This window comes from Sphingobium sp. SG1 (assembly GCF_057063145.1).
This window is the reverse complement of sequence record NZ_JBVVOJ010000001.1, coordinates 730,794-747,733: the sequence shown is the minus strand read 5'-3', so window position 1 is coordinate 747,733 and position 16,940 is coordinate 730,794. Positions and strand designations below refer to the sequence as shown.

The 16,940-nt window shown below is 65.7% G+C and carries 16 protein-coding genes; 7 read left to right on the top strand and 9 right to left on the bottom strand.

What is annotated here, in order from left to right:
* Positions 1-93: 93 nt before the first annotated feature.
* Complete coding sequence (locus tag AC0KVN_RS05005) at positions 94-1,413, bottom strand: UDP-glucose dehydrogenase family protein (RefSeq protein ID WP_004207365.1); 1,320 nt, start codon at positions 1,411-1,413, stop codon at positions 94-96.
* A 157-nt stretch (positions 1,414-1,570) separates the two neighbouring features.
* Here AC0KVN_RS05005 and wecB point away from each other — a divergent pair, with 157 nt between their 5' ends.
* From wecB to AC0KVN_RS04985, 4 genes are all read left to right on the top strand, one after another.
* Positions 1,571-2,707: a non-hydrolyzing UDP-N-acetylglucosamine 2-epimerase gene (wecB, locus tag AC0KVN_RS05000; protein ID WP_435568329.1), complete on the top strand. Its 1,137-nt coding sequence runs from the start codon at positions 1,571-1,573 to the stop codon at positions 2,705-2,707.
* Between the two features lie 71 nt (positions 2,708-2,778).
* Positions 2,779-4,074 carry a UDP-N-acetyl-D-mannosamine dehydrogenase gene (wecC, locus tag AC0KVN_RS04995; protein WP_069338254.1) on the top strand — a complete coding sequence of 432 codons (1,296 nt, stop codon included), beginning with the start codon at positions 2,779-2,781 and terminating at the stop codon, positions 4,072-4,074.
* A 117-nt stretch (positions 4,075-4,191) separates the two neighbouring features.
* Positions 4,192-4,920, top strand: a complete 729-nt coding sequence (locus AC0KVN_RS04990; RefSeq protein WP_099232221.1) for a polysaccharide biosynthesis/export family protein — start codon at positions 4,192-4,194, stop codon at positions 4,918-4,920.
* Complete coding sequence (locus AC0KVN_RS04985) at positions 4,920-7,064, top strand: GumC family protein (RefSeq protein WP_435568328.1); 2,145 nt, start codon at positions 4,920-4,922, stop codon at positions 7,062-7,064. Before AC0KVN_RS04990 ends, AC0KVN_RS04985 begins: the two co-directional genes overlap by 1 nt.
* 86 nt (positions 7,065-7,150) lie before the next feature.
* On the opposite strand, the gene purQ is transcribed toward AC0KVN_RS04985, so the two are convergent.
* Both purQ and purS read right to left on the bottom strand, forming a co-directional pair.
* Positions 7,151-7,825: a phosphoribosylformylglycinamidine synthase subunit PurQ gene (gene purQ, locus AC0KVN_RS04980; protein WP_004207359.1), complete on the bottom strand. Its 675-nt coding sequence runs from the start codon at positions 7,823-7,825 to the stop codon at positions 7,151-7,153.
* Positions 7,826-7,828: 3 nt separating this feature from the next.
* Positions 7,829-8,062: a phosphoribosylformylglycinamidine synthase subunit PurS gene (gene purS, locus AC0KVN_RS04975; RefSeq protein WP_004207358.1), complete on the bottom strand. Its 234-nt coding sequence runs from the start codon at positions 8,060-8,062 to the stop codon at positions 7,829-7,831.
* 153 nt (positions 8,063-8,215) lie between these two features.
* On the opposite strand from purS, the gene AC0KVN_RS04970 reads away from it, so the two are divergent.
* Positions 8,216-8,368, top strand: coding sequence for a hypothetical protein (locus tag AC0KVN_RS04970; protein ID WP_004207357.1), 153 nt, complete (start codon positions 8,216-8,218; stop codon positions 8,366-8,368).
* A 3-nt stretch (positions 8,369-8,371) separates the two neighbouring features.
* On the opposite strand, the gene AC0KVN_RS04965 is transcribed toward AC0KVN_RS04970, so the two are convergent.
* Positions 8,372-9,136 carry an AraC family transcriptional regulator gene (locus tag AC0KVN_RS04965; protein ID WP_185704934.1) on the bottom strand — a complete coding sequence of 255 codons (765 nt, stop codon included), beginning with the start codon at positions 9,134-9,136 and terminating at the stop codon, positions 8,372-8,374.
* Between the two features lie 91 nt (positions 9,137-9,227).
* On the opposite strand from AC0KVN_RS04965, the gene AC0KVN_RS04960 reads away from it, so the two are divergent.
* Entirely contained in the window at positions 9,228-10,442 is a 1,215-nt protein-coding gene (locus AC0KVN_RS04960; RefSeq protein WP_435568327.1) for an MFS transporter, read from the top strand.
* Positions 10,443-10,513: 71 nt separating this feature from the next.
* Entirely contained in the window at positions 10,514-11,266 is a 753-nt protein-coding gene (locus AC0KVN_RS04955) for a sulfite exporter TauE/SafE family protein (RefSeq protein ID WP_435568326.1), read from the top strand.
* Positions 11,267-11,311: 45 nt separating this feature from the next.
* Here the strand turns inward: AC0KVN_RS04955 and purC are convergent, their stop codons facing one another.
* The 5 genes from purC to AC0KVN_RS04930 all read right to left on the bottom strand — a co-directional run bounded on the left by purC (position 11,312) and on the right by AC0KVN_RS04930 (position 16,905).
* Positions 11,312-12,094, bottom strand: coding sequence for a phosphoribosylaminoimidazolesuccinocarboxamide synthase (gene purC, locus AC0KVN_RS04950; protein WP_004207352.1), 783 nt, complete (start codon positions 12,092-12,094; stop codon positions 11,312-11,314).
* A gap of 127 nt (positions 12,095-12,221) precedes the next feature.
* Entirely contained in the window at positions 12,222-13,496 is a 1,275-nt protein-coding gene (locus tag AC0KVN_RS04945) for an aminotransferase class V-fold PLP-dependent enzyme (RefSeq protein WP_435568325.1), read from the bottom strand.
* A 39-nt stretch (positions 13,497-13,535) separates the two neighbouring features.
* Complete coding sequence (locus tag AC0KVN_RS04940; protein WP_435568324.1) at positions 13,536-13,697, bottom strand: hypothetical protein; 162 nt, start codon at positions 13,695-13,697, stop codon at positions 13,536-13,538.
* Between the two features lie 35 nt (positions 13,698-13,732).
* On the bottom strand, positions 13,733-15,139 hold the full coding sequence (otsA, locus tag AC0KVN_RS04935; protein WP_004207349.1) for an alpha,alpha-trehalose-phosphate synthase (UDP-forming): 1,407 nt from the start codon (positions 15,137-15,139) through the stop codon (positions 13,733-13,735).
* Positions 15,136-16,905: a glycoside hydrolase family 15 protein gene (locus AC0KVN_RS04930; protein WP_257211540.1), complete on the bottom strand. Its 1,770-nt coding sequence runs from the start codon at positions 16,903-16,905 to the stop codon at positions 15,136-15,138. Before AC0KVN_RS04930 ends, otsA begins: the two co-directional genes overlap by 4 nt.
* Between the last annotated feature and the right edge of the window lie 35 nt (positions 16,906-16,940).

Sequence of the window (16,940 nt, the reverse complement as noted above, 5' to 3'; positions counted from 1 at the left end):
CGGCCAGCATCGCGCCCAGGATCAGCATGGCGGCCAGCAGCCAGTGGCGCAGTCGGGGGAGGGCGCTGACGCCCTCCTCTTCCCATGGCCACATTAGGCGGCGCTGCCCTTTCCACCCACGCGGGTGACGGTGAAGCCGGCGGCTTCCGCTTCCGCGACCGGATAGATGTTGCGCAGGTCGACCAGCACCGGCGCGCTCATCGAGCTGGCCAGGCGCTTGAGATCCAGCGCGCGGAAGGCGTCCCATTCGGTCACCAGCACCAGCGCGTCGGCGCCGGACGCGGCCTCATAGGCCGAACCGGCCATGGTGACGCCGGGCATCATCGGTGCGGCCACGTCCATGCCCTCGGGATCATAGGCGACGACCTTCGCGCCGGCATCCTCCAGCGCCTGCACGATCGCCAGGCTGGGCGCGTCGCGCATGTCGTCGGTATTGGGCTTGAAGGTGACGCCCAGCAGGGCGACGGTCTTGCCGCGCGCTTCACCGCCCAGCGCCTTCACGATCTTGCGGCCCATGGCGCGCTTGCGCAGGTCGTTCACCTGCACCACGGTTTCGACGATGCGGATCGGCGCGTCATAATCCTGCCCGGTCTTCACCAGGGCCAGCGTATCCTTGGGGAAACAGGAGCCACCATAGCCCGGACCGGCATGCAGGAACTTGCTGCCGATCCGCTTGTCGAGGCCGATGCCGCGCGACACGTCCTGCACTTCGGCGCCGACCGCCTCGCACAGGTCCGCCATCTCGTTGATGAAGGTGATCTTGGTCGCCAGGAAGGCGTTGGCGGCATATTTGATCAGTTCGGCCGTGCGACGGCCGGTGAACATCAGCGGCGCCTGGTTGAGGTTCAGCGGGCGATAGACCTGGCTCATCACCGAAATGGCGCGTTCCGATCCGGTGGTGCCCACGACGACGCGGTCGGGACGCTTGAAGTCGCCGATCGCGGCGCCTTCGCGCAGGAATTCGGGGTTCGACACGACCTGGATGTCGAGGTCCGGGCGCAGTTCGCGCGCGATCCGCTCGACCTCGTCGCCGGTGCCGACCGGCACGGTCGACTTGGTGACGATGACCGCCGGGCCATCGAGGGATTCGACGATCTCCTTAGCGGCGGCATAGACATAGCTGAGGTCGGCATGGCCATCGCCGCGCCGCGAGGGGGTGCCGACGGCGATGAAGATGGCGTCGGCGCCCTTCACGCCTTCGGGCAGGTCGGTGGTGAAGGTCAGGCGACCGGCGGCGGCGTTGGTGCCGACCAGTTGGTCGAGGCCGGGTTCGTAGATCGGCATCGTGCCGGCCTCGATCGCGGCGATCTTGCCCGCATCCTTGTCGACGCAGACGACATCATGGCCGAAATCCGCAAAGCAGGCCCCGGAGACGAGGCCGACATAGCCGGTGCCGATCATGGTGATTTTCATGAGTTGGTGGAACTCCAAACGGGAAGTGATTGGTTTGAGGCTCTAGCATAGTCATAACGCAATACAATTCGCGCCTTTGCGTAATTACCATGCTACCGTTTAGCGGCTGGTTACCCTTTTTTGCCAGGGAAGGCGCATCCGAACGAAAGGGCACAGAGTGAAAGTAGCGCTGGTATTTGGGACACGGCCGGAAGCGATCAAGCTGTTTCCGGTGATCCATGCGCTCAAGGCGCGTGCCGATATCGACACCCGCGTGATCGTGACGGCGCAGCATCGTGGCCTGCTGGATCAGGTGCTGGAGATTGCCGGCATCGTGCCCGACATCGATCTGGACGTCATGACGCCCAACCAGACGCTGGACGGGCTGACCGCCAAGCTGATCGTCGCGCTGGGCGAGGCGTTCGACGCGGAAAAGCCGGACCGGGTGGTGGTGCATGGCGACACGCTGACGACGATGGTGGCGAGCCTGGCGGCCTATTATCGCAAGATCCCGGTCGCCCATGTCGAGGCCGGCCTGCGCAGTGGCGACATCCATCATCCCTGGCCCGAGGAGGTCAATCGCCGCGTCGTGGCGTGCATTGCCGACATGAATTTCGCGCCGACCCAGGCGGCGGCCGATGCGCTGCTGCGGGAAAATCGCGATGCGGCCGGCATTCATGTCACGGGGAATACCGTGATCGACGCGCTGCTGGCGACGGTCGATCGGGTCCATGGCGAACCAGCGCTGGCCAGCGGCCTCGACGATCTGGCGGCGCGTTTCGCGGGCAAGCGGATCGTGGCCGTCACCAGCCACCGGCGCGAGAATTTCGGCGGCGGGATGGAGGCGATCGCCCGTTCCATCGCGGACATTGCCGCGCGGCCGGATGTCGCGGTGATCTTCCCCGTCCATCCCAATCCCAATGTCCGTCCGGTCATGGATGCGGTGCTGGGCGACCTGGCCAATGTCGCGATGATCGAACCGCTCGACTATCCCCATTTCGTCCGCCTGCTCGACCTGTGCCATCTGGTGCTGACCGACAGCGGCGGCGTGCAGGAAGAGGCGCCCTCGCTCGGCAAGCCGGTGCTGGTGATGCGCGAGACGACCGAGCGGCCCGAGGGGGTGCAGGCGGGCACGGCAAAGCTGGTCGGCGCGGACCGGGAACGGATCGTGCGCGAGGTGCTGGCGCTGCTCGACGATGATGCCGCCTATCAGGCGATGGCCCGTGCCCATAACCCGTTCGGCGACGGCAAGGCGGCCGAGCGGATTGCCGATATCATTGCAGGAAAGGCCGGCGCGGCGCATCTTGCCGCCTGACATTACCCAAATCTTCAACATTTCCGGGCAATGTCGCTCCGAATTTTGGTGAATGAAGGATTATCTCCCCCATGCCCGTCGACAGCAAGCAGAAGGTTTCCGTCATTGGCCTGGGCTATATCGGCCTGCCGACTGCGGCGCTGATCGCGCGCGGCGGCGCGCAGGTCGTCGGTGTCGATGTCAGCGCCCATGTGGTCGAGACGGTCAATTCGGGCCGGGTCCATATCGAGGAAGTCGATCTCGATGGCCTGGTGCAGGGCGTGGTGGCACGCGGTAATCTGCGTGCGTCGCTCAGCGTCGAGGCCAGCGACGTCTTCATCATCGCGGTGCCGACCCCGGTGGCCGAGGACCGCGCGCCCGACATCTCCTATGTGCTGCAGGCTGCACGGACCGTCGCCCCGGTGCTGAAGAACGGCGATACGGTGATCCTGGAATCCACCTCGCCGGTCGGCACGACCGAGGCGATGCGCGACCTGATCGCCGAACTGCGCCCCGACCTCAAGATGCCGGCGCCCGGCGTCGCCGGCGACATCGCCATCGCCTATTGCCCCGAGCGGGTGTTGCCCGGCCGCATCCTGGTCGAGCTGATCGACAATGATCGCTGCATCGGCGGCATCACGCCGCGCTGCGCGCGCAAGGCGCTGGGCTTCTACCGCCAGTTCGTGCGCGGAGCCTGCATCACCACCACCGCGCGGGCAGCCGAGATGGTCAAGCTGGTTGAAAACAGCTTCCGCGACGTCAACATCGCCTTCGCCAATGAATTGTCGGTGATCGCCGACCGCATGGACATCGACGTGTGGGAAGTGATCCGTCTGGCCAACCGCCATCCGCGCGTCAACATATTGCAGCCGGGGCCGGGCGTCGGCGGCCATTGCATCGCCGTCGATCCCTGGTTCATCGTCCATGGCGACCCGGAAAATGCCCGCATCATCCGGACCGCGCGCGAGGTGAATGACGGCAAGACCGATTATGTCGTGGCCAAGTCTTCGGACATGATCGACGCCTTTGCCGGCGAGGATGTTGCCTGCCTCGGCCTCGCCTTCAAGCCGAACATCGACGATTTCCGCGAAAGTCCGGCGGTCAAGGTCGCCAGCCGGCTCGCCCGCCGCTACGGCAAGCGGGTCAAGCTGGTCGAACCCTATGCCCAGGATCTGCCGATGGAGTTCGCCGGCACCGGCGCCGAACTGATCGATCTCGATACGGCTCTGGAACAATGCGGCGTGTTCATCATTCTTGTCGATCATGACATGTTCAAATCCGTTCCCGTCGACGAACGCGCCGGTAAGGCCGTCTATGACACGCGCGGCATCTGGCCCGACCAGCCGCGCCGTCAGCCTGAGCCGGCTGCGCAGCGCATCGCGGTCTGATCGTCGGCCGGGCGGTTCGTCCTGCCCCCCGCGCGGTTGCCATGACGGTGCCGCGTCGCTAACCCCCGAGCCGAGCGGCCCTTTTGCGGGCCGCACCCGGTTCGCAATGGGGTGTTGATGCGCATGAAGCGCCAGATTTTGGGGCACTATGGCAAGGGCATGAGGGGCGGCGCCGTCGCGGCAGCGGCGATGCTGCTCGCCGGCTGCTCGACCGTGGAGGATGCTCCGCGCGGCGAGGCCGCCTATGCGTTGATGCCTGCGCCCGCCGCGGTGGGCCGCGACTATGTCATCAGCCCCGACGATGTGCTGCGCGTCCAGGTCTATCATGAGCCCGACCTGTCGCTGGAGGATGCGCGGGTCAGCGCGGCCGGCATGGTCCGCATGCCGCTGGTCGGCGATGTGTCGATCGGCGGGCTGACCGCCGGCGAGGCGTCGGACGTGATCGCCGGCCGGCTGGGCGAGCGCTATCTCGTGTCTCCGCAGGTCACGGTGTTCGTGAAGCAGGCAGTCGGCCGCCGCATCACCGTCGATGGCGAGGTGCGTGAGCCCGGCCTGTTCCCGATCGAGGGACGGATCGGCCTCATCCAGGCGGTGGCGCTGGCCCATGGCCCGACCCGGCTGGCGAGCCTGGGGCAGGTGGTGGTGGTCCGCACCGTCGAGGGGCAGCGTCAGGCCGCGACCTTCGACCTGGGCGCCATTCGCAAGGGCGAAGCGCCCGATCCTGAAATATTGCCCGGCGATCTGGTGATCGTCGGCCTGTCGCGCGCCAAGGCTATCCTTGGCGGCGCGCTGATCGCCATTCCCGCCGTCGCGACCGGCTTCATCGCCATAGACGGAGGCAATTGATGGTGTCCCGGATCATCGAACTGGAACAGCGTCAGGCCGGCGAGGAGGATCGCACCACCCGCTTTGTCGAGAGCGCGCGCGGCACATGGACCGTGGTGCGGCGGCACCGCGTCATCCTGTTCGTCACCATGGCGCTCTGCGTGCTGGCGGGCGTCATCTATATCCTGCTGTCGACGCCAGACTATCGCGCGACCGCCTCGGTCGAGGTGGAGGATGTGCCGGCGGGGGCCGCCGGCGCCGGCGCGATGCAGAAGCCGGTCAGCGCCGCCGACACCGAAAGCATGATGCAGACCGAACTGGAAGTGCTGCGCAGCCGGGCATTGGCCGAGGATGTCGCGCGCGATCTGGCGCTGGTCGGCAGCCCGGTCTTCTTCCAGGGCATGGATGCGCGCCGCCCGGCACAGGGGCAGGGCAGCCTGACCCAGCGCCAGGTCGAGCATGAGCAGGTCATCAAGTTGTTGCGCGACAATCTGCAGGTCGAATTGCCGGGCAAGTCGCGGGTGCTGCGCATCAGCTTCGTCAGTGCCGATCCGGCTTTGTCGGCCAGAGTGGCGAACAGCTATGCCGACAGCCTGATCCGGGCGGACCTGAAGCGCGGCTTTGAGTCCGGCGTGCAGGCGCGTCGTTTCCTGCTGGGTGAGCTGGATGGCGCGCGCAAGGATCTGGAACGGGCCGAGCGGGATCTGGCGGTCTATGCCTCGCGCACCGGCGCGGTGCCGGCCGAGGCGGCCACGGACGAGGACAAGAAGAGCGACGGCAAGGATGTAAAGCCGGACGCCGCACCGGTGCCGGAAGGATCGACCGCGGCGCGTCTGGCGCAGCTCAACGCCTTCCGCGCGCAGGCGGTCGCGGACCGTATTGCCGCGCAGAAGCGCTGGGAAAGCGCGAAGGCGGCGAGCGCCGAGACGCTGCCCGAGGTGCTGGGCAATGGCGCCATGCAGCAGTTGATGGCGGAACGGGCGCAGGCGCGCGCGGCACTGGTCGAGGAACGGCAGTTCCGCAAGGATGCCCATCCAGAAATGCGCGAGGCGCGGGCGCGGCTGGCGGCGCTTGACGATCAGGCCGAGAGCATGGCGAACACCATCCGCGCGTCGCTGCGCCAGGAATATGAGGTGGCGGCGCATGGCGAGAAGCAGATAGCTTCGGAAATCGCCGCGCTGGAAGGCGATGCGCGGGTCGAGCGCGGCCGCGACATGCAGATGAGCATGATGAGCCGGTCGGTCGAAACCTATCGCCTGCTGCATGACAGCCTGTTGCAGCGTTATCGCGACATGGCGTCGCAGGCGGGCTTCCAGGCCGGCCGCATCCAGCCGCTCGACCGGGCGGCGGTGCCGACCACGCCCTTTGCCCCACATGCCGGCCAGATCATGCTGGTCGCGCTGCTCGGCGGCATGCTGCTGGGCCTGCTGCTGATCGCGGCGCGGCACATGTTCGACGATGCGGTGACGTCGGCCGATACGCTGGCGGAGCGTGTCGACCTGCCGCTGCTGGGCGCAGTGCCGACCACCGGCGACCAGCCGAGCGCGCCCGACATCTTCGCGCCGATCGCGGCGTCGCTGCAACTGGCATCGGTTGCCGGCCTGCCGCGCTCCATCCTGGTTACCAGCGCGCAGGAGGAGGAAGGCAAGTCGCTGACCGTCAACGCGCTGGCACGCGCGCTGGCGCGGCTGGACAAGAAGGTGCTGGTGATCGACGCCGACATGCGCCGGCCGGTGCAGCACAGCCTGTTCCGGGTGACCGCGACGCGCGGCATTAGCGAGGTGCTGACCGGGCAGGGTAAGGTCGAGGATCTGATCCTCGACAGCGGTGTCGCGGGCGTGTCGCTGCTACCCTGTGGCGCGGTGCCGCCCAATCCGGCGGAACTGCTCTCCACCCCGGCGCTCGATGCACTGCTGGGCGCGGTGCGCGACCGCTATGACACGGTGCTGATCGATGCGCCGCCGATCCTGGGCATGTCCGACGCGCAACTGCTCGCCGCCAAGGTGCAGGTCACGCTGCTGGTGGTCGAATGGGGCCGCAACCATCATGGCGGCCTGCGGGTCGCGGTGGAACGACTGCGCCGGGCCGGCGGCTCGATCGTCGGCGCCGTGCTGACCAAGGCGCATGGCCGGGCCTATGATTATGACTATCACCGGGGCGGCTGACCGCTGGGTCACCGACCTGAGTACATGAAAAAAAAAAGCCCGCCGCGCTGATGCGTGGCGGGCTTTTGCGATTTCGATCCGGTGTATCAGGCGCGGGCGAGAAGGCCCTCGACCAGGCCCGCGAACAGGCGCTGGCCGTCGGTGTTGCCATGGGCCGGTTCGATCACGCGCTCGGGGTGGGGCATCATGCCCAGTACATTGCCGGCTTCGTTGAGGACGCCGGCGATGTTGCGGGCCGAACCGTTGATGTTCTGGGCGTAGCGCAGCGCGACGCGGCCTTCGCCTTCCAGCCGATCGAGCGTGGCATCATCGGCAAAATAATTGCCGTCATGATGGGCGACCGGGAAGCTGATCGCTTCGCCGGCGGCATAACGGCTGGTGAAGGCGCTCTGGGCGTTCTCGACGGTCAGGGCGACGTCGCGGCAGACGAAATGACCGCCGGCGTTGCGCAGCAGCGCGCCGGGCAGCAGACCGCTTTCGGTCAGTACCTGGAAGCCGTTGCAGATGCCCAGGACAAAGGCGCCACGGTCGGCGGCGCGGGCGACGGCCTGCATCACCGGCGAGCGGGCGGCCATCGCGCCGGAGCGCAGATAGTCGCCATAGGAAAAGCCGCCGGGCACGCCGATCAGGTCGATGTCGTCGGGCAGTTCGGTATCGCGATGCCACACCATGGTGGGCTTGGAACCGGTCGCAGCCTCGAACGCCACCGCCAGGTCGCGGTCGCAATTGCTGCCCGGAAAGACGATGACGGCGCTCTTCATGGCTCAGGCCACCTTTTCGATGCGGTAGTTTTCGATGACCGTGTTGGCCAGCAGCTTGCGGCACATGGCGTCGATATCCTCGTCGCTGGTGCCATCGGCCAGGTCCAGCTCGATGAGCTTGCCGGCGCGCACGTCGTTGACGCCGCCAAAGCCCAGGCCTTCGAGCGCGTGATGGATCGCACGGCCCTGCGGATCGAGGACGCCGCCCTTGAGAGTGACGAAGATGCGGGCTTTCATGAGGTGCAAACTCCTTGGCATGCCGCCCGCCGATGCGGGGGGATGAACTTTGCCGCTCCCCCTAGGCGCGGCGCGGCGCGCAGGCAAGAGATTATGACTTTCTTAGGAAGCTGAGGATAATCTGAGGGCGGAGTTTTTACAGGGATATGGGGCATGTCCGGTCTGGCACTGGCGATGTTTGTGGGGCTTTTTGCCTGGGGGCAGCAGATTGTGGGCTATGACGATCCGCATGGGCGGGTTCAACTGGCGCTGTTCGCAACCTTCTGCTTCGGCCTGCTGGTGGGCTATCGCGCCAAGTCCGCCTGAGGATCAGGGGCGATAGCGGCTGGGCGAGACACCCAGCGCTCGCTTGAACATGGTCGAGAAATTGGCCGGCCCGTCATAGCCCAGGTCCAGCGCGATCGTCGTGATTGGTTCGCCCGCCGCCAGCCGGGGCAGGGCCGCCGACAGGCAGGCCTGTTGCCGCCATTGCGCGAAGCTCATCCCCGTTTCCTGCCGGAACAATCGGGTGAAGCGACGCCGGTTCATCGCCAGCGCGTCGGCCCATTGGTCGATCGTCACATGGGCCTGTGGCTGTTCGACAAAGGCGTGGCAGCGCGCCGCAAGCGCGGCATGGCGTGGGAAGGGCACGGCGAGCGGGATCAGCGGCGCCCGCTCGATCTCTGCCACCAGCAGCCGCATGACCAGGCCATCGCGCGCCGCTTCCGCATATTCTACCGGAACATGGGCGGCCTCCACCAGCAACTGGCGCAGCAGCGGTGACACGCCGAGTACCCGGCAGGACCGGGCCAGGCCGGGATAGACGGCCTGATCGACCAGCACGCTGCGCGTCTGCACCGCGCCGACCATTCGCACCGCATGGGGCGTGCCGCCAGGAATCCAGACGGCCCGTTCGGGTGGGGCGACCCAGGCGCCTTGCGGCGTGCTGACCGCGACCACGCCGGACGCGGCATAGAGCAATTGCCCGCGCCGATGCTGATGCTCGGCCAGTTCGAAGGAGGGCGGATAATCATTGCCGATGCCGACCACGGGCCGGGGCACATGCTCATGATCGTCGGGGTGCCGCTGGTCCATGATTGTCCCGATCGCAAAAGAGATTGACCCATATGCGGAAGCGGGACGCGAAGGGAAGCGCTAATCGGCCGCTTCCAGAAAGGAACGGACAATGAAAGAAACACGGATAGACAAGGCAGGCGCACAATTGGCAGCGGGCGGCACGGCATTTGGCGTGATCGTGGCGATTAGCTTCTGCCATCTGCTCAACGACATGATGCAGTCGCTGCTTCCCGCCATCTATCCGGGTCTCAAGAGCGAGCTACATCTGAGCTTCGGCCAGATCGGCATGGTGACCCTGGTCTATCAGATTACCGCGTCGATCCTGCAGCCGATGATCGGCCTCTATGCTGACAAGCGGCCGACGCCGATGGCGCTGCCGGGTGGCACGCTCTTCTCGCTGGCGGGGCTGACCGTGCTATCGATCGCGCACAGCTATGGCCTCGTGCTGGTCGGCGCGGCGCTGCTGGGCGTCGGTTCCTCGGTCTTCCATCCCGAATCCTCGCGGGTGGCGCGGATGGCGGCGGGCGGTCGCCATGGCCTTGCGCAGTCGCTGTTCCAGGTCGGCGGCAATGCGGGGCAGGCGCTGGGGCCGCTGGCGGCGGCGCTGGTCGTGGTGCGCTGGGGCCAGTCGAGCCTCGCCTTCTTCGCGCTGCTGGCGCTGTTGTCGGGCGCGGTGCTGTGGAATGTCGCCAACTGGTATCGCCACCATGGTCTCAGCCGGTTGCAGGTCGGCGGCGCCGGCGCGCTGCATGTCGAACTGCCGCGCGGGCAGGCGGCGCGGGGCATTGCGATCCTGCTGGCGTTGATCTTCTCCAAATATGTCTATCTCGCCAGCCTGACCAGCTATTACACCTTCTACCTGATCCAGCGGTTCGACCTGTCGGTGCAGAATGCGCAGCTCCATCTGTTCGCCTTCCTGGCGGCGGTGGCGGTCGGCACGGTCGCGGGCGGACCGCTGGGCGACCGGTTCGGGCGCAAATATGTGATCTGGTTCTCGATCCTGGGGGCGCTGCCCTTCACCTTGGCGCTGCCCTATGCCGGGCTGTTCTGGAGCGGGCCGCTGACCGTCATCATCGGCCTGATCCTCGCCTCCGCCTTCCCCGCGATCGTCGTCTTCGCGCAGGAACTGGTGCCCGGCAAGGTCGGCATGATCTCGGGCCTGTTCTTCGGCTTCTCCTTCGGCATGGGCGGGCTGGGCGCGGCCGGGCTGGGCTGGTTGGCCGACCATAGCAGCATCGAGATGGTGTTCCGGGTCTGTGCCTTCCTGCCGGCGATCGGCCTGCTCACCGCCTTCCTGCCCAATCTGGGACGCGAGCGGAACTGAATGTCATGGGCGTGGCGGCCCAGGTCGCCCTGCTTATTCTCTTTGCCGGCAACTGCTTATAAGGCTGGGGCATGAGTCCCGACCTTCTCTATCTCGCCTGTGCCATCATCGCCGTCATTATATCGGGGCTCGCCAAGGGCGGATTTGCCGGTGTCGGGGCGCTGGCGATGCCGATCATGGCGCTGGGAGTCGATCCGGTGCGCGGCGCGGCGATCCTGCTGCCGATCCTGATCCTGCAGGACGCGGTCAGCGTCTGGGCCTTCCGCCGCAGCTGGGACGGGCATATCCTGGCGGTGATGCTGCCCGGCATGGCGATCGGCGTCGGGCTGGGCTACTGGTTCGCGGCGCAAGTTTCCGAAACCGTAGTGCTGGGCGCTCTCGGCGCCATTTCCACCTTGTTCGGGTTACAGCGGCTCTGGGTCGAGCGGGGCGGGGCGATCGTCCTGCCCTCGACCTCGCCGGGCTGGGTCGGCACCCTCTTCGGTATCGCGAGCGGCTTCACCAGCCAGATCGCCCATGCCGGATCGCCGCCTTTCCAGATGTGGGTGCTGCCCAAGAAGCTGCCGCGCGACATGCTGGTCGGCACCACGGCTGTCGCCTTCGCTGTCATGAACTGGATGAAGGTGCCGGCCTATGCCGCGCTGGGTCAGTTCACCCACGCCAATCTGATGGCGACGGCGCTGCTGGTGCCGGTGGCGGTGGTCTCGACCTTCGCCGGCGTCTGGCTGGTCCGGCGGGTCGATGCTGCGCGCTTCTACACGCTCATCTATGTGCTGATGGTGCTGCTGGGGCTCAAGCTGATGGCGGATGCCATCCTCGCCTGAGGCCCAAAAGAAAAAGGCCGGCGTTGCGGCCGGCCTTTTCGTAGATCAGTCCTTCTCGCGCTTCTTGCGATGCGTGTCGAGGTCGAGGACGGTGGTGTCCAGCCCTTCGGGCAGCAGGCCCAGGCGGCGCGCCACTTCCTGATAGGCTTCGACTTCGCCGCCGAGGTCGCGACGGAAGCGATCCTTGTCCAGCTTCTCGTTGGTCGCCATGTCCCACAGGCGGCAGCCATCGGGGCTGATCTCGTCGGCCAGGATGATGCGGCTGTAATCGCCGTCATAGAGGCGGCCGAATTCCAGCTTGAAGTCAATGAGGCGGATGCCGATGCCGGCGAACAGGCCGCACATGAAGTCATTGATGCGGATCGCCATGTCGGCGATGTCGTGCATCTCTTCCTGCGTGGCCCAGCCGAAGCAGGCGATATGCTCTTCGGAGATCAGCGGGTCGCCCAGCGCATCATCCTTGTAGCAATATTCGATCAGCGTGCGCGGCAACTGGGTGCCTTCTTCGATGCCGAGCTTCTTCGACAGCGAACCGGCGGCGACGTTGCGCACTACGACCTCGATCGGCACGATCTCGACCTGGCGGACGAGCTGTTCGCGCATGTTGAGGCGGCGGATGAAGTGGGTCGGCACGCCGATCTGGCCGAGCAGGGTGAAGATATGCTCGGAGATACGGTTGTTGAGCACGCCCTTGCCCGAAATCGTGCCCTTCTTCTGGGCATTGAAGGCGGTCGCATCATCCTTGAAATATTGGATGATCGTGCCGGGCTCGGGGCCTTCGTAAAGGATCTTTGCCTTGCCTTCGTAGATCTGGCGGCGACGGGCCATGCGCGTTCCTGTCTTTTTCTTACAAAAGATTTTGCCCCGGCAAACGCGAATCGGAAAGGATCAGCGGGTGCCGGGGCTGCTTGGGGTGGCCCATAGAGCAATATAGGCGGGGGTGCAATTGTGGCGGCTATGCCCCCTTCATCTTCCGATATTCGTCGAACAGGCCAAGGAAGCGGTCGATGTCCGCCCTGCTCAGGAAATAGGGGGTGGCGAGGCGCAGCTTGCTGGGGTTGCCGCCGCGAATGCGCACCTTGTGATTTTTCCAGAGCCAGTCCTGCAATTCCATCCGCTGCACCGGCGGCACGTTGACGGTCGCGATCGCGCAGCGCAGCGCCGGATCGGGCGAGGTCCAGTCCTCCGCGCCGCGCTTCACCATTTCGGCATGGATATAGTCGGCGAGCATGCGGTTGCGCGCCTCGATCCGCTCCATGCCGATGCTGTTGGCGAAGCTGATCGCGGCGTTGAGGCCCATCAAGGTCGGGATGCAGGAGGAGCCGATCTGCATATAGCGATCCGCCATCCGCGTCGGGTCGTCATAACCGCCGGTCGCGATCGTGTTCCAGACCCGGTCCATCACGCTCTTGTCGCGCAGATAGAGGAAGCCGGTGCCCTTGGTCGCGAACAGCCATTTGTGCATCGACCCGGTATAGAGGTCGCAGCCGATATCGTTGAGGTCGACCTTCATCATGCCCGGCGCATGGGCGCCGTCGAAGGCGGAGATGATCCCCTTCGACCGGGCGAGCGCGGCAATCTCCTTCGCCGGCAGCACCACGCCGGTCGAGGTGCTGATATGGCTGACGAAGATGATCCGCGTCTTCGGCGTGATCGCGTCGTTGATGCGGTCGAGGATTTCGGCCGCGTTTTTCGGCGGCTTCGGCATGGCGAATTTCTTGACCACCACGCCATAGCGGCGCGACCGCAGCATCCAGGGCATTTCGCCCGATCCATGTTCCTCGTCGCTGATCAGCACCTCGTCGCCCGGCTTCATGTCGAAGCCATTGGCGATATAGCTGTTCGCCTCGGTACAGTTGCGCAGGATCGCCATCTGCTCGACCTTGGCGCCCATGAAGTCGGCAAAGGGCTTGCGATACTGGTCCCAGGCGCCATAGCCCCAGATCGGATAATCCTCCGACCCTTGCTGCGTCATCTGCTCGGTCGTCTCGAACCCGTCGAAGATCGCCTTCAATACCGGGCGCGGCGAGGAGCCGACGGTGCCGACATTGAGGTTCACGACATCGGCCGGGATCAGGAACTGTTTGCGCAGCGCCGCCCAATAGGCGTCTTCATTCTTCGCATGGAGATCGGCGGCCGGCAGCGGCACGCTGGTCAGCGCTTCCGCCCCGATCGGCGCGGCGAGCGAGGCGGCAGCGGCGCTGCCGAGGAAGGAACGGCGATCGAGCATGGACATCCCCCATTTGGCGCTCCCGAAGCCGGAGCGGCATCATGTCTGCTGCTGGTTCAACGAGGCGCAAGGGGAAATCCGCAGGGGACGCGCTACAGCACGTTGCCAGGCGATCAGGCCGACGCTGCCAATGATCACGCCGGATTTGGCACTGATGGCGGCCCACAGGCCGCGCGGTTCGTCATCATCTTCGCTATGCATGGCACCGGCCTAGCGGGACCGGTGCCTGATCTCAATCATTCGGTAGCCGGTTCCGGCTCGGCCTCCGGCTCTTCCTGGCGGGTGGCCGCCAGCCGATCGGTGAAGGCGCTGCGCCACCAGCTGATATCCTGCTGCTCGACGCTGTCCATCATCGCCCGCCAGCGCCGCTTGCGCTCGTCGAGCGGCATGGCCAGCGCCCGGTCGATCGCGTCGGACATCTCTTCGGGGCTATAGGGGTTGATGAGCAGCGCGTCCTTGAGCTGCATCGCCGCGCCGGCGAAGCGGGACAGGATCAGGACGCCGGGATCGTCCGGGTTCTGGGCCGCGACATATTCCTTGGCGACCAGGTTCATGCCGTCGCGCAGCGGCGTCACCAGGCCGATCCGGGCGGAGCGATAGATGCCGGCCAGCTTGTCGCGCGGATAGCCCTGGTTGACGTATCGGATCGGGGTCCAGTCGACATCGCTATATTCGCCGTTGATGCGGCCGGCGAGCGAATCCAGCGTGGCGCGGATCTGCTGATAGCTTTCCACCTCGCCGCGCGATGGCGGGGCGATCTGCGCCAGCACGACGCGGCGATGATGTTCGGCATGATCCTTCAGGAAGCGGGCATAGCCGTTGAACCGTTCTTCCAGACCCTTGCTATAGTCGAGCCGGTCGACGCCGACGATCAGCGAGCGATCCTGCAGCGAGGCGCGGACCTGGCGGTGCATTTCCACCGCCGCGTCGCTGGCGGCGGCCTGCTTGAACTCCTCGGCATTGATGCCGATCGGGCAGGCGACGGCCTGGATGGTGCGACCGCCGACGGTGACGAAATCGCCATCCACGGTGCCGCCCATCTCGCGCTCGACATAATGGCGGAAGGATTCCAGCCATTCCTCGGTATGGAAGCCGATCACGTCATAGGCGAAGAGGGTGCTGACCAGCTTGGTATGGTGGGGCAGGGATACCAGCAGGCGGGTGGGCGGCCAGGGAATGTGCAGGAAGAAGCCCATCCGGTTCTGATGCCCCCGGTCGCGAAGCATCTGGCCCAGCGGGATCATGTGATAATCCTGCACCCAGATAATGTCTTCCGGTTCGATCAGCGGGCTGGCGGTGTCGGCGAAGCGCTGGTTGACGCGGTTGTATCCGCCCTCGAAATCGCGGGCATATTCGGCCAGGTCGATGCGGTAATGGAAGAGCGGCCACAGCGTCTTGTTGGCATAGCCATTATAATATTCGTCGACGTCCTGTTCTTCCAGGTCGATCGTCGCGGTCTTCACCCCGTCATCGTCGGCAAAGCCGATATGGCCGGTGAAATTGTCGGTCGTGCCACCCGACCAGCCAACCCAAATGCCCCGGCTTTCGCGCAGTGCCTGGGCCAGCGCCACGGCCAGCCCACCCTGATTGGCGGCGCCATTGGGGCGACTGACCCGGTTGGAAATGACTATCAGACGGCTCATCGCATCACGCTCCACGGTTTGCTCAGCAAGACGGCGCAGTTGATGATGCCGACCAACGAATAGGTTTGCGGGTAATTTCCCCAGAGTTCCCCATTATGGGGATCGATATCTTCGGACAGCAGGCCGGCGGCGGTGCGGCGGGACAGCATCTCCTCGAACAGTTCGCGTGCCTCCTCGGTCCGGCCGGTGCGGTGCAGCGCCTCGATCAGCCAGAAGGTGCAGACATTGAAGGCGGTCACCGGTTCGCCGAAATCGTCCGGCGCGCTGTAGCGCAGCATGTCGTTGCCGCGGCGCAGATCCTTTTCCAGTGCTTCGAGCGTGCCGGTGAACATCGGATCGTCGGCGGTCAGGAAGCGCAGGTCGAGCAGTTGCAGCAGCGACGCGTCGCGCGCGTCATCCTCGAAATTGGCGGAGATCGCCTTGCTGTCGGCGCGCCAGGCGGATTCGATGATGCGGGCGCGCATGGTTTCGGCGCGGTTTTCCCAATGGGCGGCGCGCAGCGGCAGGTCGAGCGCGGTGGCGGCATGCGCCAGCCGATCGCAGGCAGCCCAGCACATCACCGCGCTGTAGCTGTGAACATGGGCGCGGGTGCGCAATTCCCACAGGCCGGCGTCCGGCTGGTCATAAACCTGCCAGGCGCGTTCGCCTACCGCCTCCAGCGCCTCGAAATCGGCATGGCCGGCCATGCGCAGCAGGCGCCGGTCGATGAAGCCCTGGACCGAGGACAGGACGATCTGGCCATAGGCGTCATGCTGGATCTGTTCATAGGCGGCATTGCCGACCCGCACCGGACCCATGCCGCGATAGCCGGGCAGGTGTGCGGCCTCCCATTCATGCAGCGTGGCATTGCCGCGCACGTCGTAGAGCGGTTGGATATGGCCGCCCTTGGCGCCGTCGACGATGTTGCGCAGATAGACGAGGTATGTTTCCAGCACGTCGAGGGCGCCGAGCCGGTTCAGCGCCTCGACCGTATAATAGGCGTCGCGCACCCAGCAGTAGCGATAGTCCCAGTTGCGGCCACTGTCGGCATGTTCGGGGATGGAGGTGGTGAGCGCGGCGACGATCGCGCCGGTTTCCTCATGTTGGCAGAGCTTGAGCGTGATGGCGGAGCGGATCACCGCCTCCTGCCATTCGGGCGGGATGGCGAGGCCGCGCACCCAGAGCTGCCATTCGAGGATGGTGTCGTCCAGCATCCGCTCGATCGCCGGGCGCAGCGCGTCGGAAAATCCCTCGTCCGGCCCCATGAAGAAATGCATGTCCGATTCCAGCCGGAACCAGCTTTCCTGCGCGATCAGTCCAATCGGCGCGTTGGTCGATATCCGCATTGCCATGTAGGACAGGACCATGCGGATATGGTTGGAGCCGTAGGTGACCGGGACATTTTCCTTGCCCCAACTGGTCGTGGGGCGCAGGCGAACGCGGATGCGCGGGCTGCCGGCGGCGGGGCGCACGATGCGGGCGAAGGCGACCGGGCGATACATGCGGCCCTTATGCTTGTGGCGCGGGCAGAAATCGAAAATCTCGATCGCATTGCCTTGGCCGTCGCTCTGGCGGGTGACCAGGATCGGCGTGTTGCGGATATAATGCTGTTCGACCGCGACGCAATTTTCCAGCTCGATTGCCCAGAAGCCGCGGGCTTCCTTGCTGTCCCAATGCTTGTTGTCGAGCAGGGCGGAAAAGACGGGGTCGCCGTCGACCCGCGGCACGCAGGCCCAGACCATGCGCCCGGCGCGGTCGATCAGGGCGGATGCCTGGCAGTTTCCGATCGGCCAGAGGTCGAGATCACGCTCGTTTCCGGCCA